General features: G+C 69.8%; 22 protein-coding genes and 2 pseudogenes. 11 read left to right on the forward strand and 13 right to left on the reverse strand.

Features of this window, described 5'->3' with window-relative positions; all coding sequences use genetic code 11:
* Positions 1–5 precede the first annotated feature (5 nt).
* On the reverse strand, positions 6–671 hold the full coding sequence (locus MED01_RS17395; RefSeq protein ID WP_238669627.1) for a GNAT family N-acetyltransferase: 666 nt from the start codon (positions 669–671) through the stop codon (positions 6–8).
* 294 nt (positions 672–965) lie between these two features.
* On the opposite strand from MED01_RS17395, the gene MED01_RS17400 reads away from it, so the two are divergent.
* The gene (locus MED01_RS17400) at positions 966–2,279 is read left to right on the forward strand and encodes an aminotransferase-like domain-containing protein (RefSeq protein WP_238669628.1); all 1,314 of its coding nucleotides are present in this window, start codon (positions 966–968) and stop codon (positions 2,277–2,279) included.
* 7 nt (positions 2,280–2,286) lie between these two features.
* A complete protein-coding gene (locus tag MED01_RS17405; RefSeq protein WP_238669629.1) occupies positions 2,287–3,288 on the forward strand; it encodes a D-alanine--D-alanine ligase family protein in 1,002 nt (333 codons plus the stop codon).
* Between the two features lie 93 nt (positions 3,289–3,381).
* Here the strand turns inward: MED01_RS17405 and MED01_RS36455 are convergent, their stop codons facing one another.
* The 10 genes from MED01_RS36455 to rpmH all read right to left on the reverse strand — a co-directional run bounded on the left by MED01_RS36455 (position 3,382) and on the right by rpmH (position 12,345).
* Positions 3,382–4,653, reverse strand: coding sequence for a hypothetical protein (locus tag MED01_RS36455; RefSeq protein ID WP_443677139.1), 1,272 nt, complete (start codon positions 4,651–4,653; stop codon positions 3,382–3,384).
* A gap of 1,053 nt (positions 4,654–5,706) precedes the next feature.
* Positions 5,707–5,898 carry a hypothetical protein gene (locus MED01_RS17415; protein ID WP_238669630.1) on the reverse strand — a complete coding sequence of 64 codons (192 nt, stop codon included), beginning with the start codon at positions 5,896–5,898 and terminating at the stop codon, positions 5,707–5,709.
* A gap of 276 nt (positions 5,899–6,174) precedes the next feature.
* A complete protein-coding gene (locus MED01_RS17420) occupies positions 6,175–7,191 on the reverse strand; it encodes a ParB/RepB/Spo0J family partition protein (protein ID WP_238669631.1) in 1,017 nt (338 codons plus the stop codon).
* A gap of 27 nt (positions 7,192–7,218) precedes the next feature.
* On the reverse strand, positions 7,219–8,526 hold the full coding sequence (locus MED01_RS17425; protein WP_308193499.1) for a ParA family protein: 1,308 nt from the start codon (positions 8,524–8,526) through the stop codon (positions 7,219–7,221).
* A gap of 256 nt (positions 8,527–8,782) precedes the next feature.
* Positions 8,783–9,637 carry a 16S rRNA (guanine(527)-N(7))-methyltransferase RsmG gene (rsmG, locus tag MED01_RS17430; protein ID WP_238669632.1) on the reverse strand — a complete coding sequence of 285 codons (855 nt, stop codon included), beginning with the start codon at positions 9,635–9,637 and terminating at the stop codon, positions 8,783–8,785.
* Positions 9,638–9,641: 4 nt separating this feature from the next.
* Positions 9,642–10,259: a Jag family protein gene (locus tag MED01_RS17435; protein ID WP_091397533.1), complete on the reverse strand. Its 618-nt coding sequence runs from the start codon at positions 10,257–10,259 to the stop codon at positions 9,642–9,644.
* Positions 10,260–10,471: 212 nt separating this feature from the next.
* Entirely contained in the window at positions 10,472–11,461 is a 990-nt protein-coding gene (gene yidC, locus MED01_RS17440; RefSeq protein ID WP_238669756.1) for a membrane protein insertase YidC, read from the reverse strand.
* Positions 11,462–11,463: 2 nt separating this feature from the next.
* The gene (gene yidD / locus MED01_RS17445) at positions 11,464–11,760 is read right to left on the reverse strand and encodes a membrane protein insertion efficiency factor YidD (protein ID WP_238669633.1); all 297 of its coding nucleotides are present in this window, start codon (positions 11,758–11,760) and stop codon (positions 11,464–11,466) included.
* Complete coding sequence (gene rnpA, locus MED01_RS17450; RefSeq protein ID WP_238669634.1) at positions 11,757–12,173, reverse strand: ribonuclease P protein component; 417 nt, start codon at positions 12,171–12,173, stop codon at positions 11,757–11,759. The genes yidD and rnpA overlap by 4 nt, the downstream gene beginning before the upstream one ends.
* 34 nt (positions 12,174–12,207) lie before the next feature.
* The gene (gene rpmH, locus MED01_RS17455; RefSeq protein WP_007453904.1) at positions 12,208–12,345 is read right to left on the reverse strand and encodes a 50S ribosomal protein L34; all 138 of its coding nucleotides are present in this window, start codon (positions 12,343–12,345) and stop codon (positions 12,208–12,210) included.
* A 625-nt stretch (positions 12,346–12,970) separates the two neighbouring features.
* On the opposite strand from rpmH, the pseudogene MED01_RS36470 reads away from it, so the two are divergent.
* From MED01_RS36470 to MED01_RS17480, 6 genes and pseudogenes are all read left to right on the forward strand, one after another.
* Positions 12,971–13,295, forward strand: a pseudogene (locus tag MED01_RS36470) (chromosomal replication initiator protein DnaA); the annotation flags it as partial.
* A gap of 182 nt (positions 13,296–13,477) precedes the next feature.
* Positions 13,478–14,800, forward strand: a pseudogene (gene dnaA / locus MED01_RS17460) (chromosomal replication initiator protein DnaA); the annotation flags it as partial.
* 776 nt (positions 14,801–15,576) lie between these two features.
* A complete protein-coding gene (gene dnaN, locus MED01_RS17465) occupies positions 15,577–16,710 on the forward strand; it encodes a DNA polymerase III subunit beta (RefSeq protein ID WP_238669635.1) in 1,134 nt (377 codons plus the stop codon).
* Positions 16,711–16,749: 39 nt separating this feature from the next.
* Positions 16,750–17,622, forward strand: coding sequence for a phosphogluconate dehydrogenase (NAD(+)-dependent, decarboxylating) (gene gnd / locus MED01_RS17470; RefSeq protein ID WP_238669636.1), 873 nt, complete (start codon positions 16,750–16,752; stop codon positions 17,620–17,622).
* A gap of 16 nt (positions 17,623–17,638) precedes the next feature.
* Positions 17,639–18,772 carry a DNA replication/repair protein RecF gene (recF, locus tag MED01_RS17475; RefSeq protein WP_238669637.1) on the forward strand — a complete coding sequence of 378 codons (1,134 nt, stop codon included), beginning with the start codon at positions 17,639–17,641 and terminating at the stop codon, positions 18,770–18,772.
* The gene (locus tag MED01_RS17480) at positions 18,762–19,376 is read left to right on the forward strand and encodes a DciA family protein (RefSeq protein ID WP_238669638.1); all 615 of its coding nucleotides are present in this window, start codon (positions 18,762–18,764) and stop codon (positions 19,374–19,376) included. Before recF ends, MED01_RS17480 begins: the two co-directional genes overlap by 11 nt.
* A gap of 9 nt (positions 19,377–19,385) precedes the next feature.
* Here MED01_RS17480 and MED01_RS17485 read toward each other — a convergent pair whose 3' ends face one another.
* Positions 19,386–19,613, reverse strand: a complete 228-nt coding sequence (locus MED01_RS17485; RefSeq protein WP_238669639.1) for a hypothetical protein — start codon at positions 19,611–19,613, stop codon at positions 19,386–19,388.
* A 125-nt stretch (positions 19,614–19,738) separates the two neighbouring features.
* On the opposite strand from MED01_RS17485, the gene MED01_RS17490 reads away from it, so the two are divergent.
* Positions 19,739–20,227, forward strand: coding sequence for a MarR family winged helix-turn-helix transcriptional regulator (locus MED01_RS17490; protein WP_238669640.1), 489 nt, complete (start codon positions 19,739–19,741; stop codon positions 20,225–20,227).
* Here the strand turns inward: MED01_RS17490 and MED01_RS17495 are convergent.
* A complete protein-coding gene (locus tag MED01_RS17495; protein ID WP_238669641.1) occupies positions 20,212–20,766 on the reverse strand; it encodes a hypothetical protein in 555 nt (184 codons plus the stop codon). The genes MED01_RS17490 and MED01_RS17495 overlap by 16 nt on opposite strands.
* A 522-nt stretch (positions 20,767–21,288) precedes the next feature.
* On the opposite strand from MED01_RS17495, the gene gyrB reads away from it, so the two are divergent.
* Positions 21,289–23,235, forward strand: a complete 1,947-nt coding sequence (gene gyrB / locus MED01_RS17500) for a DNA topoisomerase (ATP-hydrolyzing) subunit B (RefSeq protein ID WP_238669642.1) — start codon at positions 21,289–21,291, stop codon at positions 23,233–23,235.
* A gap of 130 nt (positions 23,236–23,365) precedes the next feature.
* Positions 23,366–25,888, forward strand: a complete 2,523-nt coding sequence (gyrA, locus tag MED01_RS17505; protein ID WP_238669643.1) for a DNA gyrase subunit A — start codon at positions 23,366–23,368, stop codon at positions 25,886–25,888.
* The last annotated feature ends 3 nt before the right edge of the window (positions 25,889–25,891 follow it).

The raw sequence follows: 25,891 nt of genomic DNA on the forward strand, positions 1-25,891 counted from the left end.
GGGCGTCAGCCGTTGGTGGAGCGGGTGGCCGGGGCCGGACGGACCGGCCGGAGCAGGGTTTCCGGGCTCATCGACCCGAGCAGCTTCTCCAGCGCGTACTCGACGTCGGACTTCCAGCTCAGCGCCGTGCGCAGCTCAAGACGCAACCGAGGGAAGCGCGGATGCGGACGTACCGTCTTGAAGCCCACGGAGAGGAAGAAGTCGACAGGTGCCACGCAACCGCCGGCCGGGTCGTCCGCGTCACCGAACTTGGCATCGCCGAACGCCTCGATCGCCTTGATCCCACGCTTGGTCAGATCCCGGGCGACACCCTGCACCAGCATCCGGCCCAACCCGCCGCCGGAGAACGCGGCGACCACGTTGGCTGTCATCAGCAGTGCCGCGTCCGCGGAGACCGGCGAGGTCGGAAACGCCATCGACCGGGGCACGTAAGCGGGCGGGGCGTACATCACGAAGCCGGCCGGCATGCCGTCGACGTACGCGAGTTTGCCGCAGGAACCCCACTCCAGCAGCGTCTGGGAGACCCATGCCTCCTTCTCCAGGGCCGGGTCGCCAGCAGCGCAGGCGCGGTCCGCGGAGACCGGATCGAGCTCCCAGTAGACGCACTGCCGGCACGGGCGCGGAAGGTCTTCCAACGTGTCGAGGGTCAGGCTGACCAGACGTCGCGACATATGGCGCATCCCCACAATAGGCTCGGTGGTGAGACCGGCATGGAACGACAGCGCCGCCTTCCTGCCCCCGACGAGCGATCGTACGCCGCCGATCGGCGATGCGGGAGGGGACGCGCGAATGCCCACCGCAACGGGGGACGCCGAGGACGGTCCGCCATGTGGTCGATCTGCTGCGGCACGGCGGCAGCACGACTCCGGCGGACTAGGATCGACAATCGGTGTGTCCGCCGCCATGGTCAGCGGTGTGCGGGGTACCCGGGCGGGAGCCACTCGAGCAGTGATCGAGGTGAGGTCATGACCGGCACGACACTCGACGACTACACCGACCGGTACGCCCGGCGGGTACGCGGGATGACCGCCTCCGAGATTCGAGCATTGTTCGCGGTGGCCAGTCGTCCGGAGGTCGTCTCGCTTGCCGGTGGCGCACCGTACATTGCCGCCCTTCCGCTGGACGCGGTCGGCGAGATGCTCGGCCGGCTCGGTTCCGAGCAGGGCGTGACCACCCTTCAGTACGGCATCGGTCAGGGCACCCTCGAGCTGCGCGAGCGGATCTGCGAGGTGATGTCGCTCTCCGGGATCGACGCCGCCTGCGGCGCCTCCCCGGAGGACGTCGTGGTCACGGTGGGCGGGCAGCAGGCGCTGGACCTGGTGGCCCGGCTCTTCCTCGACCCGGGCGACGTGGTGCTCGCCGAGGGACCTACGTACGTCGGTGCGCTCGGCGTGTTTCAGGCCGCCCAGGCGCAGGTCGTCCACGTACCGATGGATGAGGACGGGCTGATCCCGGAGGCGCTGGAGACGGCCATCGCCGACCTGGCCCGCGCGGGCCAGCGGGTCAAATTCCTCTACACGATCCCCACCTACCAGAACCCGACCGGCGTGACGCTCAGCGAGGAGCGCCGGGAACGGGTGCTCGACATCTGCGAGCGCGCCGGCCTGCTCGTCGTCGAGGACGACCCGTACGGCCAACTGGGGTTCGAGGGTGAGGCCCCGGCCCCTCTACGGGCCCGCCGCCGCGACGGCGTCTTCTACCTCAGCACCTTCTCCAAGACCTTCGCCCCCGGGCTGCGGGTCGGCTGGATCCTGGCGCCGCACGCGGTCCGCGACAAACTGGTCATCGCCAGCGAGGCGCAGATCCTCTGCCCCAGCGGCTTCGCCCAGGCCGCGGTGGCCACCTACCTGAGCACGATGCCCTGGCGGCAGCAGCTCAAGGTCTATCGCGAGGTCTACCGGGAACGCCGCGACGCCCTGCTCGACGCGATGGCCGACCTGATGCCCGAGGGCACCAGCTGGACCACCCCGGCCGGCGGTCTGTTCGTGTGGGCGAGCCTGCCCGACGGGCTCGATTCGAAGGCCATGATGCCGCGAGCGGTCGCCGCCCGGGTCGCCTACGTTCCCGGCACCGGCTTCTACGCCGACGGCACCGGCACCGACGCCATGCGGCTCAACTTCAGCTTCCCGCCGCCGGACCGGATCCGCGAGGGCGTCCGCCGGCTGGCCGGGGTGATGGAGCAGGAGATCGCTATGCGCCGGGTCTTCGGTGCCGTGGGTGGTGCCGCCGGCCGACGCGGCCGGGCCGGCTCCGACGTGCCCGGGCCCGACTTGGCATGATGCCGGCATGGGTACGACCGCCGAGCACCTCCTCGTGACCGATTCCGCCATCTCGGCCGACCTGCGCGTCGTGGTGCTCGCGGGTGGGCTCTCCTACGAACGGGACGTGTCGCTGCGCTCCGGTCGTCGGGTGCTCGACGCGCTGCGCGCCGTCGGGGTGGAGGCCGAGCTGCGAGACGCTGACGTAGCGCTGCTGCCGTCGCTCGCCGCCGACCCGCCGGACGCGGTGGTGATCGCGCTGCACGGCGCGACCGGCGAGGACGGCTCGCTGCGCGGGGTGCTGGATCTGTGCGATGTCCCGTACGTCGGCTGCGACGCCCGGGCCTCCCGGGTCGCCTGGGACAAGCCTTCCGCCAAGGCGGTGCTCCGCGAGGCCGGCATCCCCACCCCCGACTGGGTGGCGCTCCCGCACGATCGTTTCTCCGAGCTCGGCGCGGTCGCCGTCCTGGACCGGATCGTCGACCGTCTGGGCGTACCCCTGATGGTGAAGCCGGCGCAGGGCGGGTCCGGGCTGGGCGGGGCGGTGGTCCGGGACGCCGCCGCGCTGCCCGCCGCAATGGTCGGCTGCTTCGCGTACTACTCCACGGCGCTCGTGGAGCGGTACGTGCCGGGCATGGATGTGGCGGTCTCCGTCGTCGACCTCGGCGACGGTCCACAGGCGCTGCCACCGGTGGAGATTGTGCCGCGCAACGGCGTGTACGACTACGCCGCCCGCTACACGGCAGGGCGCACCACCTGGCACGCCCCCGCCCGGCTGGCCCCGGAGGTGGCCGCCACGGTCGCTGACGTGGCCCTCGCCGCGCACACCGCGCTCGGTCTACGGGATCTCTCCCGCGTCGACGTGATCGTGGACGCGGCCGGCCAGCCGCACGTGCTGGAGGTCAACGTCTCGCCGGGGATGACGGAGACGTCACTGCTTCCGCTCGCTGTGCAGGCGGCCGGCCTGGACTTCGGCCGACTTCTCGGCACCCTTGTCGCCCGAGCAGCCGCCCGCCTCACCAAGCACTGACCTCCCCGCCAACCCGTACGGCCGAGCGGGCCAACCCGACGGGACGACAGTGAGGTTGGCCTGCCGGGGGTCAACCTCACTGGCGGTTCCAGGTCAGTGGGTCGCGCTTACGTCGGGTGTGTCGGTGCCATCGGTGCGCGCGTCCGGGCCCGGAGTGCCGGCGTCCTTCCCGGGTGCGGTCTTGCTGACGGCCTCTCCGGAGGCGCCCCCGGTGGCCGGGTCGGACACGGCCGGGTTGGCGGAATCAGCCTCCCCGGCGCTTCCACTCGGCGGGCCGAGGTGAGCCCGGCCGGTGCGCTTCTCCGCCGTTCCGACACCGTGAGGGCTGTCGGTAGGCACCTCCGCCAGGCCGACGTGGAGTCCGTCGGTGGCCGTCGTGACGGTGCTGCCCGTGGCGGCCGCAGTCAATGCGGCGCTGCCCGATGCTGCGGCGGTGGAGTCCCGGGTGCCGGGAGCCGGGATGCCGGGCAGGTTGGTGGCGGACGCCGGCCGAGCGGGTTCAACCGCCGGACCGCCGACCGTGGCCGACCGGGCGGGTTCAGCAGCGCGGTCGGTGACGGTGCTCGTCGTCGAGCCGGCATCAGCGTCCGGGTCCACGACCGGTTCGGCCCGGGACCGGCTGTCGGCGTCGGTCGGATCAGGAGTGGAGTCGAGCGCCGGTTCCGGGATCTCCTCTGCCGCCTCGATGACCGAGACGGCCTCCGTCCCGGCTGCTGCCGCTGAGGCAGCCTCCGCTGCGGCAGCGGCGTCCGCGGCGGCAGACTGGGCCAGCAGACTGGACGGCGCCTGCCACTGGATACGGGGCGGCTCGGCGAGCGGGCGGCCACCAAACTCGGCGAGCCAGGCCGCGACGAGCGCCAGGTTCTCCCGCCACTGCGCCTCGGAGATCGGCGGCAGGATCGAGTCCCACAGGGACAGGAACGTGCCCCGCAGTTGAAGCCGGCCGTACGGACGGGCGAGGAACCACATGTGCAGATGAGCCGAGCCGTCGCCCCAGCGATTGACGTGCACCCGCGCCACGCCGTCGAGCGACCGGATGGCCCGCTCCAGACGTACTGTCATCACCCCCAGCTCGGCGGCCAGCAGGTTCGGCAGGTCGCCGAGGTCGAGGTGGGTGCGCGATTCCAGGATGAGCACCATGGGCAGGCCGGTGGGCCGGTCCATGGCGCGGACGCGCCACCGCTCACCCACCCAGATGTAGGCGTCGTCGGGTGCGTTGCAGGCGGTGCATTCCCGGAGACCCTCGCCCTTCCGCGGCGGTTCGACCGGGACCGGATCATCGAGTTGCTTCACGTGGAGGTCACCCTCGAAGGGGAATGACGGCCACTGGGTGAAGTCCGGGACTGAGGGAGGGTTGTCGTGCACGACGCTGACCCTAACCGAGTCTGGCACCGCTGTCCCTACCTGTTCGAGCGGTCCCGGGCCACCGGATCGGCACCCGTCATCGACCGGGTGCGCGTGGTCGCGCGGGCCACCGAGAGGCGATATCCACAGGCTGCCGAGATCCTGAACACAGGCCGTCATCCACAGGCTCACACCCGCTCCCACGCGCTGTTTCACGTGAAACGGGGGGTGCCTGTGGACAACCGGTGTGGATAACTTTTCGGCCGGTCGGTCGTTGTCCGCGAACCGCCAAATCGGCCTAGTCGACGGCCACCGGAGACGAAATCGGAGGGGTGCGCTCCGACCGGCGTCGCGCGCCACCGTCGGCGCGGTTCCCCAGCCACCGACGACCTCCCGCTGTCTCATCTGGCACGCGTCGACGGTGACGGGTTGGCATGCGTTCGCGGACCGTGTCAGCAGAACACCCACCCGCGCGGCGTGGATCCCCTGATGTCTCCGAAAAGCCCGTGAGGGGTCGATCGGACCCGTAGCACCAACGTCGATCGCTGGGATAGGGAGGCCACTCCGCTTGACCAGTCACTCCGCCCCCAGGGTTCGACCGGTGCCAGCGAGCCGCTATCTCGGTTTCACGTGAAACCGCCGCGCCGGGTGGCGGAGACGATCCGGAGCCAGGGCCGATATCGCGCTGGGGTCTACCGCTCGTGCATCCAGTTCGTGGGTCTGGCCGTGGTGCGGTCTAGCCGTCTGGCGGTCTAGCCGTCGTGCGGTCCGGTGGTCCGGTGGTCCGGCGGTCCGGTGGTCCGGTGGTCTGGCCGCCGTGCGGTCTGGCGGTCTGGCCCGTCTGGCGGTCTCCCGGACCGGCGGACTCCCGCCAGGTTGCTGTGCGGCGGCTCTAGCGGGCTAACCACGATCGAGGTCCTCGACCCACCTGCGGATGACCACGGAGACGTCGTTTCGCGCCACTCAGCGGTCCCCTGGCGCTTTGATCGGCGCAGGGGGTGGTTGCGGTCGAGTGGACCATCCCGGAGCCTTCTGCGACGCGTGTAGAGGATCCGTTCCTCTCAAGGCCCGCACTCACCCCAGCGGCCGCCGCCGGTCGCCAGCCACCGCGTCCGCTGCCCGCCGCTGCGCCCGCTCCTCCACCAGCCGCTCGCGACGCGGGCTTGTCGCCCACCGCTGCGCACCGCCGCGCCCACGGCGACCCGATCGCCACGCCCCGCTGCCCGCCGCGCCCGTCATCGCGCCCCCGTCATTTCCCCCCGTCATCGCGAGCCGCTAGCCGCGAGCGGATTGTGCTGTCGACGTGCGGCCAACGCGACCGACCGAACTTCCGCTCCACCGCCCCGCCCACTTCTCCTGCTGCCAGAGCGGGACCTCGGGTCGGCTGACTGGTTGGGCGAGCCGAGGATGACGACATCCACGGGTCATACCCGATCTTGGAGTCAGGTCCGCCGCCTGTTTCACGTGAAACCGCGACGACCCCGGGATGCAGAACGGCCGCGCCCCCGGTGGGGTAGCGCGGCCGTAGGCGAGCGGGCGGAATCAGTCCTCCCCGCTCTCCTCCTGTTGCACTCCGATGATCCCGACGATCCGCTCAAGGTCGTCCACCGTCGCGAACTCAATCGTGATTTTGCCCTTGCTCCGGCCGATGTCCACCTTCACGCGGGTGTCGAACCGGTCGGACAGCCGATCGGCGAGATCGGTCAGGGCCGGCGCGTGCGCCTTGGGTCGCCGCTTCGCGGCCTGGCCCTTCGTCGGTCCGTCGTTGAGCGCCAGGGCGACGATCTCCTCGGTCGCCCGAACCGACAGTCCCTCGGCCACGATCCGCAGGGCCAGCTGTTCCTGCGCCTCCGCCTCGTCGAGGCTCAGCAGGGCGCGGGCGTGCCCCGCCGACAGGATGCCGGCGGCAACCCGGCGCTGCACCTGTGCGGGCAGGTTCAGCAGTCGGATCGTGTTGGAGATCTGCGGGCGACTCCGGCCGATCCGGCGGGCCAACTCCTCGTGGGTGGCCCCGAACTCCTCCAGCAGTTGCTGGTAGGCGGCGGCCTCTTCCAGAGGGTTCAGGTTCGCCCGGTGGATGTTCTCCAGCAGGGCGTCGCGGAGCATCGCGTCGTCACGGGTGTCCCGGACGATCGCCGGGATGCTCTCCCGCCCCACCGCCTGGGCGGCCCGCCAGCGCCGCTCGCCCATCACCAGTTCGTACTTCTCGTCGTCGAGCTGTCGGACGACGATGGGCTGGAGGAAGCCGACCTCCTGGATCGAGGTCTTCAGCTCCTCCAGCGCCTCCTCGTCGAAGACCTGGCGGGGCTGCTTCGGGTTGGGCATGATCGCGTCGACCGGGATCTCGGCGAATCGAGCACCGGGCACCGGGCTCAGCACGGGCTCCGGCTCGTGGACAGGCGCTCCGGCCGGCACCGCGGCGACGGCGACGGTGCCCGTGTCGTCCAGGTGCTCGTTCTCCGGCTCGGCCGTCGCGGTGCCAGCGGCATCCGGCGCCGGCCCGGTTGGGATCAGCGCCCCGAGGCCCCTACCCAGACCGCCCCGAGGACGGTTCTTCATGCCACGCCTCCCAGCGACTCTTCCGCACTACGCATTCCGGCCCACCGGCTCCTTGACGCCGCGCTCGGCGATCTCCTGGGCGGCCTCGAAGTAACTCGTGGCACCCCGCGAACCGGGATCGTAGGTCATCACCGACTGGCCGTAACTCGGTGCCTCGGAGACCCGGACGTTGCGGGGGATGACCGCCTGGAGAACCTTGTCGCCGAAGTGGTTCCGGACGTCCTGCTCGACGGCGTCGGCCAACCGGGTACGACGGTCGTACATGGTCAGCAGGATGGTGGAGACATCGAGCTTCGGGTTGAGGTGCTGGCGTACCAGGTTGATGTTGTTGATCAGCTGGTTGAGCCCTTCCAGCGCGTAGTACTCGCACTGAATCGGGATCAGCACCTCCTGCGCGGCAACCAGAGCGTTGACGGTGAGCAGGCCGAGCGAGGGCGGGCAGTCGATGAAGACGTAGTCGAACTCGCCCGGGTAGGCGGCGATCGCCCGGTCCAGGCGCGACTCCCGGGCCACCACCGACACCAGCTCGATCTCCGCGCCGGCCAGGTCGATGGTCGCGGGTACGCACCAGAGGTTGGGGATGCCGTCGACCGCCTGTGCCACCTCGGCCAGCGGCACGCTGTTGATCAGGCAGTCGTACACGTCGGGGATTCCCGTGTGGTGCGGGACGTTGAGCCCGGTCGAGGCGTTGCCCTGGGGGTCGAGGTCGACCACGAGCACCCGGTTGCCGTGCAGGGCGAGCGCCACCGCAAGGTTGACGGTGGTGGTGGTCTTACCCACGCCGCCCTTCTGGTTGGCGACGCACATGACCCGGGTCCGGTCCGGCCGAGGCATTGTCACCTCGCCACTGGGATTCAGGATCTGCACGGCGCGCATCGCCTCCATAGCCAACGGTGGGTCATCCTCTTCGCGCGTCGGGGTTTCACGTGAAACGTACGTGGGATCGGCCGCCACGGCGGCCAACGAATCGGTCGAAGCGACCGGCGCGGCGTCCCGAACAACCGCCGCAGTGGGTTGGTGTGGGACGGCCGGCTCGAAGCGAACCGACGCGGCGGTGTTGCGGCGACCCGAGGTCGACCGCACCTCGGCGGCGTTCACCGGTCGACTCGACGCCTCCGGCGTCCGACGACCACCCGCCGGCTCCGGAATGGCCGAGCTTTCCGGATGCCCGGCACCCAATGGTGGGTCGAGCGCTGCCGGCGGATCGCCGTCGGTAGGTCGGGTCGATGGCCCGGTCGCGCCGGGCGACCAGCTCGGGTAGTCGGTTTCACGTGAAACGGGATCGCTGGTCGACCCGGTCACGCGTGGATCGTCGTACCTGCCGTCGTCATGCACCTGTCATCCCTGCCCGCTTCGGATGGTCGGTCCGCGCCCCGGTCAACTTGGCCGCCTCCTCGCCCGCATCCCGGAGCGTACGGCCCGCGGGAGCGGTCGGAGACCCGCGACGTCCGTCACCCGCTCCACACTATCGACGCGCGGTCAGCCTACGGCGGACGGGCGCGGCCGGTCCACGTCGGGTTCTCATCCCCTCGTCCATCCGTACCGGTACAACGAGGCAACCCACCGGCCGGAAGCCCGATGGCGCGAAGTGTCAGCTTCGGCGGGAGCGTCCACCCCGGGCGCGCTTCTTGGCCGCCGGGCGGGCCGGGCCGATCATCCGCTCGCGCACGATCTCCACGACAGTGGTCGGCGGATCGATCACCCCGACGCCGCAGAGCTGCACGGCCGGCTCCCCGCCGCCGAGTCGCGCCACCACGTCGGCGTGTTCCTCGATCTCGGCTGCGGCGGATGAACCCTTGAGTGCCAGCAGCCGACCACCGCGAACTGCCAGTGGAAGGCTCCAGCCCGCGAGCCGATCCAGGGGCGCCACCGCGCGCGCGGTCACCACGTCTCCGCTGATCGGCTCACGGCCGCTCGAACCGCTGGCCGCCTCGTCGGCCCGGCCGCGGAACACCCGCACCGATCTGGCCAGACCGAGTCGCTCGACGACCTCGATCAGGAACGACGTCCTCCGGGCCAGCGGCTCGATCAGTGTGACAGTGAGGTCGGGGCGGGCGATGGCCAGGACGAGGCCCGGCAGACCAGCGCCGGAGCCGACGTCGAGCACCGTCGCTCCGGACGGGATCCGCTCCGCGACAGCAGCACAGTTGAGTAGGTGCCGGTCCCAGATGCGGGGTGCCTCCCGGGGGCCGATCAGGCCGCGGACCACCCCGTCGGTGGCGAGCAGTTCGGCGTACGCGGCGGCCAGGTCGAGACGGTCACCGAAGAGGGTCAGCGCGGCCGGGGCCAGCTCGGGCGGCAACGCCGCGTCAGCCGGTGACGGTGCGGTGTCACGCCCGGCCGATTCGGCATCAGCGTCGACGGTTGCGGGGCGGACAGCGGACGGCCCGGGCGGCGTGCCGCCCGGGCCGGACACGGCATCGGCCGTGATGTCGTCGTGGGTCACCCGGTCAGTCCGCCGGCCGTACGACGATGCGCCGGTTCGGCTCCACACCCTCGGACTCGCTCGCCACACCGGACATGGCGTTGACGACGTCGTGCACGCACTTGCGCTCGAACGCGGACATCGCCTCCAGGCGGACCGGCTCGCCGTACTCCTTGACCTTCTCGACGGCGTTCTTGGCGACCGCGGCGAGTTCCTTGCGGCGGTTCGCCCGGTAGCCACCGACGTCGAGCAGCAGACGGCTCGGCGTACCGGTCTGCCGGAAGACGGCAAGGCGGGTCAGTTCCTGAAGTGCCTCCAGGGTGGCCCCGCGCTGACCGACCAGATTCTGCAGCCGCTCGCCGACCACCTCGACCATCGGACGGCCAGCGGCGACGAGTTCGTCGATGTCGCCGTCGTAGTCGAGGATGTCGAGCAGGCCCTCGACGTAGTCGGCGGCGATCTCGCTCTGCCGGAACAGGTCGCCCTCGCCCACAGCCTTCTTCACCCGGGTGCCAGCGGCGGTGTCGGTGTCGTCGTCCGCCTCGGTGTCATCGGCTTCGGTGTCGTCGCCGTCCACCGCGAGCGTGGCGGTCTCCTCCTCGTCCAGGGACTGCTCGGCGCGGGGGATGCTGGTCTCGGTCACGGTCTCATCTCCGTACTCGCTCGGCCGGACCGTCGGGTCCGACTGGTTTCCCGGGGCCGGCTGGAGGTTGCCGGTGCCCACGGGCACGTCTGTACGGGCAGTGTCGCCCGTGGCCGCGCGGTGCGCGGTCGGTTCCGCCCGGCGCCGGCCGTACGGCGGCTGCGCGGTGCGGAACGGGCCGCCGCCGGTGGTCCGGCGGCGGCCCTCGTAGGTCAGCCCTGCCGCTTGGCGGGGCGGCTCTTCTTCGGGTTGTTCGCCGGCTTGGCGCCCGGCTTCGGCCCGGCCACCTTGGGCGCGGCCGCCTTGACCGGCGCCGCCGGGGCGGCCTTGCCGCGACCGAACAGGCCACCGGACTTGGCGGGCTGCACCGGGTTGCGGCTGGCAGCGGGCGCGACGGCCTTCTTGGCGGTCACCGGCGGCGGGAACTTCCGCAGCACCCACTGCTGCTGGCCGAGGGTGAAGAGGTTGTTGGTGACCCAGTAGATGATGACGCCGATCGGGAAGATCGCACCGGAGATCAGCAGCGACGCGGGGATGCCGTAGAGCATCAGTCGCTGGATCATCCGCTGCTGCGGGTCCTCGGCCCAGCCGGTCTTCAGGATCATCTGACGGCTGGTCAGGTAGGTGGTGGCGATCATGACCAGGACCAGGACACCAGCAATGATCTTCACGGTGCTGCCGTTGGCGCCGAGGCTGGCCAGCTCGTCGGCGGTGGAGCCGAACTTGCCGGCGATCGGGGCGGTGAAGAGCTTCGCCTGCGAGGCGCTCTGGAACTGGTCGACGGTCCAGCCGTAGAGGGTCTTGTTCTGCTTGTCCGGGTCGAGCCGGCGCAGCACGTGGAAGAGGCCCAGGAAGACCGGGATCTGAAGGAACATCGGAAGGCAACCCATCAGCGGGTTGGCCTTCTCCTTCTTGTAGAGCTCCATCATTTCTTTCTGGAGCGTCTCCCGGTCACCCTTGTGCTTCTCCTGAAGCTCCTTGACCTTGGGCTGGAGCGCCTGCATCGCCCGCTGCGACTTGATCTGCTTGACGAAGACCGGGAACAGGATCACCCGGACGGTGACCACCAGGAAGATGATGGACAGGATCCAGGCGAAGTTGGTGCCGATCACCGCACCGACGGGCACCCCGATGGCGTCCCAGGCAGAGTGCCAGGTCAGCAGGATCCACGAAATCGCGTAGTAGATCCAGTCGAGACTCAGACTCAATTCGGGGCTCCAGTCACATCAGCACGGCGGCGGTCGCCCGGCTCCGGCACCGGGTCATATCCACCAGGGTGAAAGGGGTGGCAGCGCAACAACCGTCGGGCCGCCAGCACGGCTCCCCGGAGCGCGCCGTGCCGAACGACAGCCTCCTGGGCGTACGCACTGCACGACGGGTAGAACCGACAGCGAGCCGGCAGTGCCGGACTTATCCACCGACGGTACGCGATGATGGGCGCGATCAGCACCTTGGCACCGGTTGTCGACGGCCGAGGGCTGCTCTGCTCGGCACCGCTCATCGGGACCGCCGTTCGCGTGGCGACCGGGCGACAGCGATGGCGGCGTCCAGGTCGGTGGCGAGCCGAGGGTACGACGCCTGCGCCGCGGCGGGGAGCGCCCGGACGACCAGGGTGCTGCCGGCGGGCAGGTCGGTCAACCGTTCGCGGACCAGCGCCCGCAGTCGGCGCCGGACCCGGTTACGGGTCACCGCGTTGCCGACCGCCTTGGACACGACGAAGCCGGCACGGGACGGCACGGACGACTGCTCCGCACTGTTGTCCCGTACCGGCTCCGGCAAGGTCGGTGTGCTGGGGTCGACGGTCACCGGCATGGTCAGGTGGACCACGACGGCGCCACGTCCGGCGCGTCGGCCACCGCGAACCGCTGCGGCGAAGTCAGTACTGCGCCGCAGTCGCTGTGCGGCGGCCAGCACGACTGCCCACGTCCCCTGGACCGGCCCGGTCGGCTCAGGCCGACAGGGTGGTGCGACCCTTGGCGCGACGGCTCGACAGGATGGCACGGCCGGCACGGGTGCGCATGCGCAGCCGGAAGCCGTGGGTCTTCGCGCGCCGGCGGTTGTTCGGCTGGTAGGTGCGCTTGCTCACGTCAGGCTCTCCGTTTTCGTACGCGCCCCGCGCGACGGGATCGCCGGGGTCGTGTGGTGGTCCAGGCCACCTCGACGGTGGCCCACGATCGGTGCTGCCCGGCGGAGCGGGACCTCGGTGTTGCGGGGATGCGACCGCGGACAGCAAGCACCCATCACCCTAGCAGAGGGCGAGAAAGCAGCCGTTCCAGCCTACGCAGGGGGGCAATGACCGTCAAACACCCCGAGCAGGGGACAACGGGACGCGCCCGAGGCCGAAGGGTGGTTTTCGCTGATGCCGACAAGGGCGCCGCCGCGTCGCCGGTTGATGGCGCAGGGACAACGCTGTTACCGTGCCCGATTGCGGTGAGCGTCGGAAGCTCCGGTCGTCGCGCAGGCAAGACCGGACATGGCAGTGAATCGTTCGGCACGGTGTACCCGCTTCAGCGCCCGTTCAGGCAGGGGCAGGTCCCACCCGCGTCCGGCGGCGGCCACAATCGGTCGGTACACAGGCTGTGGATAACTTGTGGATGACCACCGGTCGACCGTCCGGGTGGGTGTTGTTCCACCCGCGAACGCAGCGGGCCCGGGACGGCCGGCTGGCAGACAGCGGCGGCCGGGAGCAGAAGCGAGGGGGTGGCACGACGGTGGCCGGTACGACCGACCTTGCCGCAGTGTGGTTAGCGGCGACCGACGAGCTCGCCGACGAGATCATCTCCGCCCAGCAGCGTGCCTATCTCCGACTGACCCGGCTGCGAGCGATCGTCGAGGACACCGCGCTGCTCTCCGTTCCGGACGCGTTCACCCGCGACGTGATCGAGTCACGGCTGCGCCCGGCGATCACCGAGGCGCTCACCCGCCGGCTCGGCCGACCGATCCAGGTCGCGGTCACCGTTCGGGTGGCCGAGGACGCCACCGGCCGGCCGGCCGGCACCGTCTACCGCAGCGCCCCGGAGACCGGGCAGCTCGACATCGACGGCCCGGGCCACGCGCCGTTCGACGACGACCAGGGTGCTCGACCGTCGGCCGACGCGATGATCGGGGAACAGTCACCCGCGCCGCGTACCCCCGATCCCTCTCCGCTGCCCGCGCCGGCGGGTCCGCCGCTCGCGCCGCCTGTGGAGGGGCATCGCGCGGGGTTGATTCCCGCCAGCAGGGACGGGCAGGAGGCGCTGTTCAGCGCTGCCTTCGCGGAGCCCTTGCGGCCCTCCCGGCCGGGTCCGGACCGGCGCGGTTACGACGAGCAGGCCGCCCGCCTGGACCCGCCCGGCCCAGACACGCGGCCCTACGAGCCCCGCTACCGGGACGACTCGGCGTCACCACGCGACCAGCACGTGATCCGTTCGCTCCCCCGGGACAGCGGAACGGACAGCGGCCCGGGTCGCAGCGCCGTGGACCATCGGACCGGTGGCCGCGACGACCGTCGGTTGCCCGGTGCCGACACCGGCGGCAACCGGCTCAACCCGAAGTACATGTTTGAGACGTTCGTCATCGGCTCGTCCAACCGCTTCGCCCACGCGGCCAGCGTGGCGGTGGCGGAGTCGCCGGCCAAGGCGTACAACCCGCTGTTCATCTACGGGCACTCCGGGTTGGGCAAGACGCACCTGTTGCACGCCATCGGGCACTACGCCACCACACTCGGCAACGCCCGCTCGGTCCGGTACGTCTCGACCGAGGAATTCACGAACGACTTCATCAACTCGCTCCGGGACGACAAGACCAGCGCGTTCCAGCGGCGCTACCGCGACGTCGACATCCTGTTGATCGACGACATCCAGTTCCTGGAGAACCGCGAGCGCACCCAGGAGGAGTTCTTCCACACCTTCAACACGCTGCACAACGCCAACAAGCAGATCGTGATCACCTCTGACCGGTCGCCGCGCCAGCTCGCGACCCTCGAGGACCGGATGCGAACCCGGTTCGAGTGGGGGCTGCTGGCCGACATCCAGCCGCCGGATCTGGAGACCCGGATCGCGATCCTGCAGAAGAAGGCGGCGCAGGAGCGGATGTACGCCCCGCCGGACGTGTTGGAGTTCATCGCCTCCCGGGTGTCGAACTCGATCCGGGAGCTGGAGGGCGCGCTGATCCGGGTGACCGCGTTCGCCAGCCTGACCCGGTCGACAGTCGAGCTGTCGCTTGCCGAGGAGGTGCTTCGGGACTTCATGCCCGACGGCGCCGGTCCGGAGATCAACGCGGACCAGATCATGGCCTCGACCGCTGACTACTTCGGGGTGAGCCTGGAGGATCTGCGCGGCCAGTCCAGGTCCCGGGTGCTGGTCAACGCCCGCCAGGTGGCCATGTACCTGTGTCGGGAGTTGACCGAGCTGTCGTTGCCCCGGATCGGGCAGGCGTTCGGTGGCCGCGACCACACCACTGTGATGCACGCCGACCGCAAGATTCGTCAGCAGATGGCGGAGCGCCGCTCGCTGTACAACCAGATCGCCGAGCTGACCAACCGCATCAAGCAGAACAGCTGAGGCGTACGACAGCCCTCGCGGCGGCGCACAGCCGCAGGACACGCCCGACCGGATCTCCGGTCGGGCGTTCTTTTTGGGTCAGTAGCTGGACTCTCGACATGGTGCAGACCACAGCATTGAGGCCGTGACCGCCTCGATCCCCACTCGTTGTCCACAGCTCGTTATCCACCGTCGGTGGATAACTACGGTCCGTCCTCCGCCAGTTACCCACAGGCTGTGGAGAAACCCTGTGTACGAGGCTGTGGACGCCTGGGGACGACCGTCAGGTTATCCACCGATCATCATCAACCTGTGCACGAGCTGTTGAAGGTTCTGGGGATGACGGCAATGGTGATCTTCCCCGCGATCCACAGGCTTGGGGAGAAAGTCGGTGGATTACCGGTGGACAACCGGTGGACAACGGTGGACAACCGGCCGTCGTCGCCGGGCTGTGGACACACGAGCCGGTTGTACCCCCGGTTCTCCACAGCTAAATTACCGGTGGATAACCTGTCTGACCTGCGCAGACCTCGGTTTTCCACAGTTTGCACAGGTGCGATGAAGACGATGAGTTATCTCTTCTAAGAGAACAAAAACCAATCATCACCGTTGGGCTTTCTGTGGATCGGGCCGAACGCTGTCGGATCAGCCGGTCAGCATCGACACGATCCATGGGGTCGGGCGCACAGCCGATGTCCCCGCGCCCTAAGGTGCGATGGGTACCCGCACGGTCGGGCGGGACGGTAGGCAGCGGTCGGCATGAGAGAGTTGTCGCTGACGTCGACGCGGAGGCATTGATGAAGTTCCGAGTAGAGCGCGACGCGCTCGCCGAGGCTGTGGCGTGGACCGCGAAAAGCCTGCCCAACCGGCCATCCGTACCGGTGCTCGCCGGGGTGATGCTCCGCGTCACCGACGGCAACCTGCGGGTCTCCGGGTTCGACTACGAGGTCTCCAGCCAGGTGACCGTCGAGGTGCAGGGCGACGCCGACGGCGCCGCGCTCGTCTCCGGCCGCCTGCTCGCCGAGATCACCAAGGCGTTGCCGGCCAAGCCTGTCGACATCGCCGCGGTCGGCGCGCATCTCGAACTGGTCTGCGGCAGCGCCCGGTTCACGCTGCCCACCATGCCGGTGGAGGATTACCCAGCGCTGCCCGAGATGCCGCAGAGCGCCGGCACAGTCGACGCCGCAGCGTTCGCCACCGCCGTGGCCCAGGTGGCCATCGCCGCCGGTCGCGACGAGACGCTGCCGATGATGACCGGTGTCCGCGTCGAGCTGTCGGGCAACACCCTGTCGATGCTCGCCACCGACCGGTACCGGTTGGCGCTGCGCGAGATCCAGTGGCGGCCGGACGACCCCGAGGTGAGCATCAACGCCCTGGTGCCCGCCCGCACCCTGAACGACACCGCCAAGGCCCTCGGCCCGCTGGGCGGCGAGGTCACGCTCGCCCTCGCCCAGGGCGCTGCCGGCGAGGGCATGGTCGGCCTCGCCGGCGGCACCCGACGTACCACCAGCCGGCTGCTCGACGGCGCCAACTACCCGCCGGTGCGGTCGCTCTTCCCGGCCACGCACAACGCCGCGGCCCGGGTGCCGGTCAGCACGCTGATCGAGGTGGTCAAGCGGGTCGCGCTGGTCGCCGAACGGACCACCCCGGTGCTGCTCAGCTTCAGCGCCGACGGCCTGGTGGTCGAGGCCGGCGGTTCCGAGGAGGCACGGGCCAGCGAGGCGATGGAGGCCACCTTCACCGGTGAGCCACTGACCATCGGCTTCAACCCGCAGTACCTCATCGACGGTCTGGCAAACCTGGGCGCTCAGACGGCCGTGCTCTCGTTCGTCGACGCCTTCAAGCCCGCGGTGATCTCACCCGCTGGCGAGGATGGCGAGGTCATTCCGGGGTACCGGTACCTCATCATGCCGATCCGCGTCTCGCGCTGATCGCGCCCAGCAACACCAGATCCACGGAGGTAGAAACACATGCAGCTCGGCCTGGTAGGACTCGGCCGTATGGGCGGCAACATGCGGGAGCGGTTGCGTTCGGCCGGGCACGAGGTGGTCGGCTTCGACCACAACGCGCAGATCAGCGACGTCACGACCATCGCGGGCCTGGCAGAGAAGCTTGAGTCGCCGCGCGCGGTCTGGGTCATGGTGCCCGCCGGTGTCACCGACGCCACCATCGACGAGCTCGCCGAGGTGCTCGGCGAGGGCGACATCATCATCGACGGCGGCAACTCGCGCTTCAGCGACGACGCGCCCCGCGCGGAGCGGCTCCACCAGCGGGGCATCGGCTACCTGGACGTCGGGGTCTCCGGCGGCGTCTGGGGCCGGCAGAACGGCTACGGGCTGATGGTCGGTGGCGCCCAGGAGCACGTGGACCGCCTGATGCCGATCTTCAACGCGCTCAAGCCCGAGGGTGAGTTCGGCTTCGTGCACGCCGGCCCTGTCGGTGCCGGCCACTACTCGAAGATGGTGCACAACGGCATCGAGTACGGCCTGATGCACGCCTACGCCGAGGGCTACGAGCTGATGGCCGCCTCGGAGCTGGTGACCAACGTGCCGGGCGTCATCAAGTCCTGGCGGGAGGGCACTGTCGTCCGTTCCTGGCTGCTCGACCTGCTGGACCGGGCGCTCGACGAGGACCCGGAGCTGGCCGATCTGAGCGGCTACACGGAGGACACCGGCGAGGGCCGGTGGACGGTGGACGAGGCGGTCCGGCTTGCGGTGCCGCTGAACGTCATCACCGCTTCGTTGTTCGCCCGGTTCGCCTCGCGGCAGGACGACTCGCCCGCCATGAAGGCTGTCTCCGCGCTGCGTCAGCAGTTCGGTGGCCACGCCGTCCACAAGCGCTGAGCGGTATCCACAACCTGTGTACGTTCACCGGCTGGAACTGGTCGACTTCCGCTCGTACGAGCGGGTGGCCGTCGACCTCCAGCCGGGGGCGAACGTCCTGATCGGCGCCAACGGCGTCGGCAAGACCAACCTCGTCGAGGCGCTGGGCTACGTGGCGACCCTGGACTCGCACCGGGTCGCCACCGATGCGCCTCTGGTCCGGATGGGCGCCACGTCCGCAGTGATCCGCTGCGCTGTGGTGCACGACGGCCGTGAACTCCTCGTCGAGCTGGAGATCGTGCCCGGCAAGGCCAACAGGGCCCGACTGGGCCGCTCACCGACGCGGCGGGCCCGGGACGTGCTCGGGGCGCTCCGGCTGGTGCTGTTCGCCCCGGAGGATCTTGAGCTGGTCCGGGGTGATCCGTCGGAGCGCCGCCGCTACCTGGACGACCTGCTGGTCAACAGGCAGCCCCGGTTCGCGGGTGTGCGGGCCGACTACGAGCGGGTCGTGAAGCAGCGCAACGCCCTGCTGCGCACCGCGTACCTGGCTCGCAAGACCGGTGGCTCCAGGGGTGGCGACCTCGGCACCCTCGCGGTCTGGGACACCCACCTGGCCCAGCACGGGGCGGAGCTGCTCGCCGGCCGCCTGGAGTTGGTGGCCGCGCTCACCCCGCACGTGGCCAAGGCGTACGACGCGGTGGCCGCCGGTCGGGGTGCGGCGAGCATCACCTACCGGCCCTCGATCGAGCTGGTCGAGCCGACCACCGATCGGGCCGCGCTGGCCGAGGCGCTGACGGCGGCCCTGGCCGCGTCCCGCTCCGCCGAGATCGAGCGGGGCACCACCCTGGTTGGCCCACACCGCGACGAGTTGGCGCTGAGCCTCGGCCCACTGCCCGCCAAGGGGTACGCCAGCCACGGCGAGTCGTGGTCGTTCGCCCTCGCGTTGCGGCTGGCCGGGTACGACCTGTTGCGGGCCGACGGCATCGAGCCGGTGCTGGTCCTCGACGATGTCTTCGCGGAGTTGGACACCGGCCGCCGGGAGCGGTTGGCGGAGCTGGTCGGCGGGGCGAGTCAGCTGCTGGTCACCTGCGCGGTGGACGATGACGTGCCGGCCGCCCTGCGCGGCACCCGCTACCAGGTCGGCGAAGGGACGGTACGCCGTGTCGGATGAGCCAGGCAGCAAACGACCAGCGGCCGGCGACGGTCCTGCTGCGCGTACCCCGAAGGCGGCGGAGGGATCGGCGGGCGGTGAGCCGACGGCGGCCGCCAGCGGGCCGGAGCTGGCCCGGGCGGTGCTCGACGCGGCGCTGTCCCGACGGCAGGCGGCGGCCCGCGCCCGGCGTACCCCCGGGGGCGGTGACGCTGCCGGCGGCGGCTCGGGGCGGCGGTTGCGCGGTTACTCCGGCCCCGGCCCCGACCCGCGCGATCCACAGCCGCTCAGTGCCGTGCTGAACCGGCTGGTGAAGGCGCGCGGCTGGCAGCAGCCGGCCGCCGAGGCCACGGTGTTCGGCGCCTGGGAGCGGGTCGTCGGCGCGGAGGTCGCGCAGAACAGTCGCCCGGTGAAGTTGGAGAACGGCGAGCTGACAGTGGAGGCGCGCTCGACCGCCTGGGCCACCCAGCTGCGGCTGCTCGCCGGCTCGCTGCTCAAGCAGATCGCCAGCGAGGTCGGGCACAACGTGGTGCGCAAGCTGCACATCCACGGCCCCGCCGCGCCCTCCTGGGGGAAGGGCCCGCGGCGGGTACGCGGCCGGGGTCCGCGCGACACGTACGGCTGAGCCGACTCCTCAGCCGCGCCGGTCGGCCTCGCGGGCTGCCCGCTTGCGTTCCCGCTGTTCCCGGGTGAAGCGCTTGCGTTCGGCCAGGTCGCGTTTCCACGCCTCGCGGGCCTCGGCCGAGCCGCCCTGCACAGCGCCCTGGACACCCTCGGCCGGGCCGGCGAGGTGCCGGAAGGCCCAACGCATCAATCGGCCGCCCTCGCCCGGGCCCCTGGTGATCGCGCCGTCCTCGCTCATCTGCCGCCCTCTTCCCCGCGTCGCCTCGCCGGTTCTCGTCCATCGCACGAGCAGACCTTTGGGGCACCAATGGTTGGTGTACCAATGATCGGTACGATAGTCACCGTGCGGAGAGAGGGCAACCGATGAGCGAACGACCTGACGGCGTCGACCCGCTGGCCCTGGAGCAGCAGGTCTGCTTCGCCCTCTCGGTGGCCGCGCGCAGCGTGGTGGCCGTCTACCGGCCGCTGCTGGAGCCGATGGGGCTGACCCATCCGCAGTACCTGGTGATGTTGGCGCTCTGGCAGCACGCGCCGTTGTCCGGTCGCGACCTCAGTCGCCTGCTCCAGCTCGACCCGGGCACGCTGTCACCCCTGCTCAAGCGGCTGGAGACGGCCGGCTACCTGCGCCGGGAACGCGACCCGAGCGACGAGCGCAGCCTCGCCGTCACCCTCACCGCCAGCGGTGCGGAGCTGCGGAGTCAGGCCGAGCTGATCCCGGCCGCGATCGTGCAGCGGCTCGGGCTGCCCGTCGAGGACCTGCAACACCTGCACGCGGTGCTCACGCAGCTGATCGCGGCCGCCAACCGACCGGGCGCGTCGGAGAATGACGCGGCGGCTCAGACGTCGGCGTAGACGGCGAACCCGCGCTCGGCGCAGCGCCTGTAGAACGCGGCCAGCACGCCCAGCTCCGCGCAGGTGAAGTTCCACTGCGGCGGAGCACCGCTCTCGTCGCGCAGCGCGTCGAGCCGGCTTTCCAGCCAGCGCAGCTGCTGCTCGGCCAACCGACCGTCGCCGAGCAGGGAGCGCAGCACGATGCTCACCGACTCGAAGGTGACCGCCTCGCCTGTCGCGCGGTGCGCGGCCACGAACCGTTCGATGCCGCTCGCGATCCAGGAGCAGCCGTCCGGATCGATCACCGGGTCCTCGTCCTCGGCTGCGGCGTCTGTGGCGTACAACACACCTTCGAGGCCGAGAAGCAGATCCACCAACTCGGTGTAGGCGGTCGCCCGGATGGTGCCGGTCTTCGCGATCAGCTCGGCCAACGCCGCTGTCGGCGCGGAGATGCGCGGCAGGTCGACGATCTCGCCGAAGTCGACGAACTCGGCCGGCGCGACCGGATCGTAGAAGCGGCCGGTCCGCGGCCAGTGCACCGCGACGTTGTCCAGCCCCATCTGTCACCTCTTAAAGAGCACGTGTCGGGTCGATCGGGTCGATCGTCCCGGTTCCGGCCGGTAAAGATCAAGCCTGGTTCCGGAGCGCCGCAAACGTACGGCACTGACGCTTCGGCCGCGACCCCCGACCCGCCCGAGCGCGGGTCAACCCGTTCGGGGGCGGCGCGTGCGATCGGACCGTGGCGTGTGGGGGGAGTCGCGGGCAATGGGGTTCTGCCGGCTACGGACTTCTCAGCCGCCTCGCTGAGGGTGCCGAGTGGTGGTTCTGTCCCCCGCGCACAGTAGGATTGACAGCGAGACGAAGACCCGGTGCGGGAGTGGGACGGGGCCGGTGGCCCAGATTCATTCTCCACGTCGGGTCGAGCCGATCGCGATCCGCGGGCAACCGCGGCGACCGGCGCGTTCGACCCGCTGTCCGGAGTTCTCCGGCGCCGGTCCGCGCGCGCCGACGTCGCGTCCTGTCCGCCGAACCCGCGCCCGACGCGCCCTACCGGCGCGGCTGACGCGAGAAAGTGGCCGAGGGTGGCAGCGCAGGACAAGCAGGAGTACGGCGCAGAGTCGATCACCGTTCTCGAGGGGCTGGAGGCCGTTCGCAAGCGGCCCGGTATGTACATCGGGTCCACCGGCGAGCGCGGTCTGCACCACCTCGTCTGGGAGGTCGTCGACAACGCGGTCGACGAGGCGCTGGCCGGATACTGCGACACCATCGACGTGGTGCTGCTCGCCGACGGCGGCGTCCGGGTCACCGACAACGGCCGTGGTTTCCCCGTCGACCTCCACCCGAAGCTCAAGAAGCCGGGTGTCGAGGTCGCGTTGACCATCCTGCACGCGGGTGGCAAGTTCGACGGCAAGGCGTACGCGGTCTCCGGTGGTCTGCACGGCGTCGGTGTCTCCGTGGTGAACGCGCTCTCCACCAAGATGTTCGTCGAGATCCACAAGTCCGGCTCCGTGTGGCGGCAGCACTACACCAACTCCAAGCCGAGCCCGCTGGAGAAGGGCGAGGCCACCGACCGCACCGGCTCGGCGGTCTCCTTCTGGCCCGACCCCGACGTCTTCGAGACCGTCGACTTCGACTTCCAGACCATCTACCGGCGCCTGCAGGAGATGGCCTTCCTCAACCGCGCCCTGCGCATCCACCTGCTCGACGAGCGGGTGGCCGAGGAGGAGGACGGCCGGCAGCGCGAGGTCACCTTCTACTACGAGGGCGGCATCGCGGACTTCGTCCGGCACCTCAACGCCTCGAAGAGCCCGATCCACAAGACAGTGGTCGAGTTCGAGGCCGAAGAGGAGGGCATGTCCCTCGAGATCGCCATGCAGTGGAACGAGTCGTACGGCGAGTCGGTCTACACCTTCGCCAACACGATCAACACCCACGAGGGCGGCACCCACGAGGAGGGCTTCCGGTCCGCGCTGACCAGCGTGGTCAACCGGTACGGCACCGACAAGAAGCTGCTCAAGGGCGACGAGAAGCTCTCCGGCGAGGACATCCGCGAAGGGCTCGCGGCGATCATCTCGGTCAAGCTGGCCAACCCGCAGTTCGAGGGTCAGACCAAGACCAAGCTGGGCAACACCCCGGTGAAGAGCTTCGTGCAGCGGGTCTGCAACGACCGGCTGGTCGACTGGTTCGACCGCAACCCGGCCGAGGCCAAGATGATCATCACGAAGGCGTCCCAGGCGGCCCGCGCCCGGATCGCCGCCCAGCAGGCGCGCAAGCTGGCCCGGCGCAAGTCGCTGCTGGAGTCCGGCTCGATGCCGGGCAAGCTGGCCGACTGCCAGTCGACCGACCCCCGCGAGTCCGAGGTGTTCATCGTCGAGGGCGACTCGGCCGGCGGCTCGGCCAAGCAGGGTCGCGACCCACGGACCCAGGCGATCCTGCCGATCCGCGGCAAGATCCTCAATGTGGAGAAGGCCCGGATCGACCGGGTGCTGAAGAACAACGAGGTCCAGGCGCTGATCACCGCGCTGGGCACCGGCATCCACGACGACTTCGACATGGAGAAGCTGCGGTACCACAAGGTGGTGCTGATGGCCGACGCGGACGTCGACGGCCAGCACATCCAGACGCTGCTGCTCACCCTGCTGTTCCGCTTCATGCGTCCGCTGGTCGAGATGGGGAACGTCTACCTGGCCGCCCCGCCGCTCTACAAGATCAAGTGGAACAAGAAGGGCGACGACGCCCAGTACGCGTACTCCGACCGTGAGCGGGACGGCCTGATCGCGCTGCGCCAGCAGAAGAAGCCGAACGCCAAGCCGGACGACATTCAGCGCTTCAAGGGCCTCGGCGAGATGAACTATCCCGAGCTGTGGGAAACCACTATGAACCCGGCGACGCGTACCCTGCGTCAGGTCACTCTCGACGACGCGGCGACCGCCGACGAGTTGTTCAGTGTGCTGATGGGTGAGGACGTCGAGGCGCGCCGGTCGTTCATCCAGCGCAACGCCAAGGACGTGCGGTTCCTGGACATCTGACGGACTGCGCCGGATCGGTCGGGCACTGCCCGGCCGATCCGGCGGTCCACAGAGTTATCCACAGCTTGGCCGGTATCCACAGCCGTTATCCACAGCACGAAAACGACTCTGAGTCTGATAAGGGTATACAGTGACCGATTCTCCCGAGTCCACACCGAACGAGCCCGAGGTTCCCGCCGAGGCCATCGCCGCGGTGGTCGCGCACGACCGGATCGAACCGGTCGGGCTCGAGGTGGAGATGCAGCGCTCCTACCTCGACTACGCGATGAGCGTCATCGTCGGTCGCGCGCTGCCGGACGTCCGGGACGGCCTCAAGCCGGTCCACCGCAAGATCCTCTACGCGATGTTCGACTCCGGCTACCGTCCGGACCGCGGCTACGTGAAGTGCTCCCGTGTCGTCGGTGACGTGATGGGTCAGTTCCACCCGCACGGCGACTCGGCGATCTACGACGCGCTGGTCCGGATGGCGCAGCCCTGGTCGCTGCGCTACCCGCTGGTCGACGGCAACGGCAACTTCGGCTCGCCGGGTAACGACCCGGCCGCCGCCATGCGATACACCGAGTGCAAGCTCGACCCCCTCGCCATGGAGATGCTGCGGGACATCGACGAGGACACCGTCGACCTGCAGGACAACTACGACGGCCGGGCCAAGGAGCCCACCATCCTGCCGTCGCGGATCCCCAACCTCCTGGTGAACGGCTCCGAGGGCATCGCGGTCGGCATGGCCACCAAGATCCCGCCGCACAACCTGCGGGAGATCGGCGCGGCGGTGCAGTGGTGCCTGGAGCACCCGGAGGAGGACGAGGAGACCACCCTCGAAGCCCTGCTCGGCATCGTCAAGGGCCCGGACTTCCCGACCCACGGCCTGATCGTCGGCACCACAGCGATCCAGGACGCGTACCGCACGGGCCGCGGCTCGATCCGGATGCGCGCCGTGGTGGAGGTCGAGGAGGACAAGCGGGGCCGCCCCTGCCTGGTCGTCAGCGAGTTGCCCTACCAGGTCAACCCGGACAACCTCGCCGAGCGGATCGCCGAGCTGATCAAGGAGGGCAAGCTCGCCGGGATCGCCGACATCCGCGACGAGTCCTCCGGTCGTACCGGCATGCGGATCGTGCTGGTGCTCAAGCGCGACGCGGTCGCGAAGGTCGTGCTGAACAACCTCTACAAGCACACCCAGCTCCAGGAGACCTTCGGCGCCAACATGCTGGCCCTGGTCGACGGCGTGCCGCGCACGCTCAACCTGGCCCAGTTCATCCGCTACTACGTCGAGCACCAGATCGACGTGATCCGCCGGCGGACCGCGTTCCGGCTGCGCAAGGCCGAGGAGCGGGCGCACATCCTGCGCGGCCTCGGTAAGGCGCTGGACGCGCTGGACGAGGTGATCGCCCTGATCCGGCGCTCTCCGACAGTGGACGACGCCCGGCAGGGCCTGATCCGGCTGCTGGAGATCGACGAGATCCAGGCGACCGCGATCCTGGACATGCAGCTGCGCCGGCTCGCCGCCCTGGAGCGTCAGCGGATCGTCGACGACCTGGCGAAGCTCGAGATCGAGATCGCCGACCTCAAGGACATCCTCGCCAAGCCCGAGCGGCAGCGGAAGATCGTCTCGGAGGAGCTGGGCGAGATCGTCACCAAGTGGGGCGACGACCGCCGGACGCAGATCATCCCGTTCGACGGCGAGGTCTCCATGGAGGACCTCATCGCCCGCGAGGACGTGGTCGTCACGATCACCCGCACCGGGTACGCCAAGCGGACCAAGGTCGATCTGTACCGCTCGCAGCGGCGCGGCGGCAAGGGTGTCAGTGGCGCCACGCTGCGGCAGGACGACATCGTCAGCCACTTCTTCGTCTGCTCGACCCACGACTGGATCCTGTTCTTCACGAACAAGGGCCGCGTCTACCGGGCCAAGGCGTACGAGTTGCCGGAGGCCAGTAGGGTAGCCAAGGGCCAACACGTGGCCAATCTGCTCGCCTTCCTACCCGACGAGCAGATAGCGCAGATCATTGAGATCCCGAACTACCAGGTAGCCCCCTATCTGGTACTGGCCACGAAGAACGGCCTGGTGAAGAAGACGCGGCTCGAGGAGTTCGACTCCAACCGTTCCGGCGGCATCATCGCGATCAACCTGCGCGATGAGGACGAGCTGGTCGGTGCTGCGCTGGTTGCGCCGGAGAACGACCTGCTGCTGGTCTCGAAGAAGGCGCAGGCGATCCGGTTCAACGCCTCGGACGAGGCGTTGCGGCCGATGGGCCGGGCCACCTCGGGTGTGATCGGCATGCGCTTCACGGACGACGACGTCCTGCTCGCCATGGAAGTCGTGCGGGAAGGTTTGGACGTGCTGGTGGCCACGAACGGGGGATACGCGAAGCGAACCCCGATCGAGGAATACCCGGTGCAGGGCCGGGGAGGTAAGGGCGTGTTGACTGCAAAGATCACCGAACGGCGCGGCGGTCTGGTTGGCGCGGTGGTGATCGATCCGGACGACGAGCTGTTCGCGATCACCAGCAACGGTGGTGTCATTCGGACTCCGGTGAAGCCTGTACGCCGTACGCGTGACCGGAACACAATGGGGGTCAAGCTGATGGACCTCCCGGACGGCGTGACTATCGTGGCGATTGCTCGCAATGCCGACGAGCCTGACGAACAGGACTAGTTG

It is taken from the genome of Micromonospora alfalfae (genome assembly GCF_022230925.1).
GTDB classification, from domain to species: domain Bacteria; phylum Actinomycetota; class Actinomycetes; order Mycobacteriales; family Micromonosporaceae; genus Micromonospora; species Micromonospora alfalfae.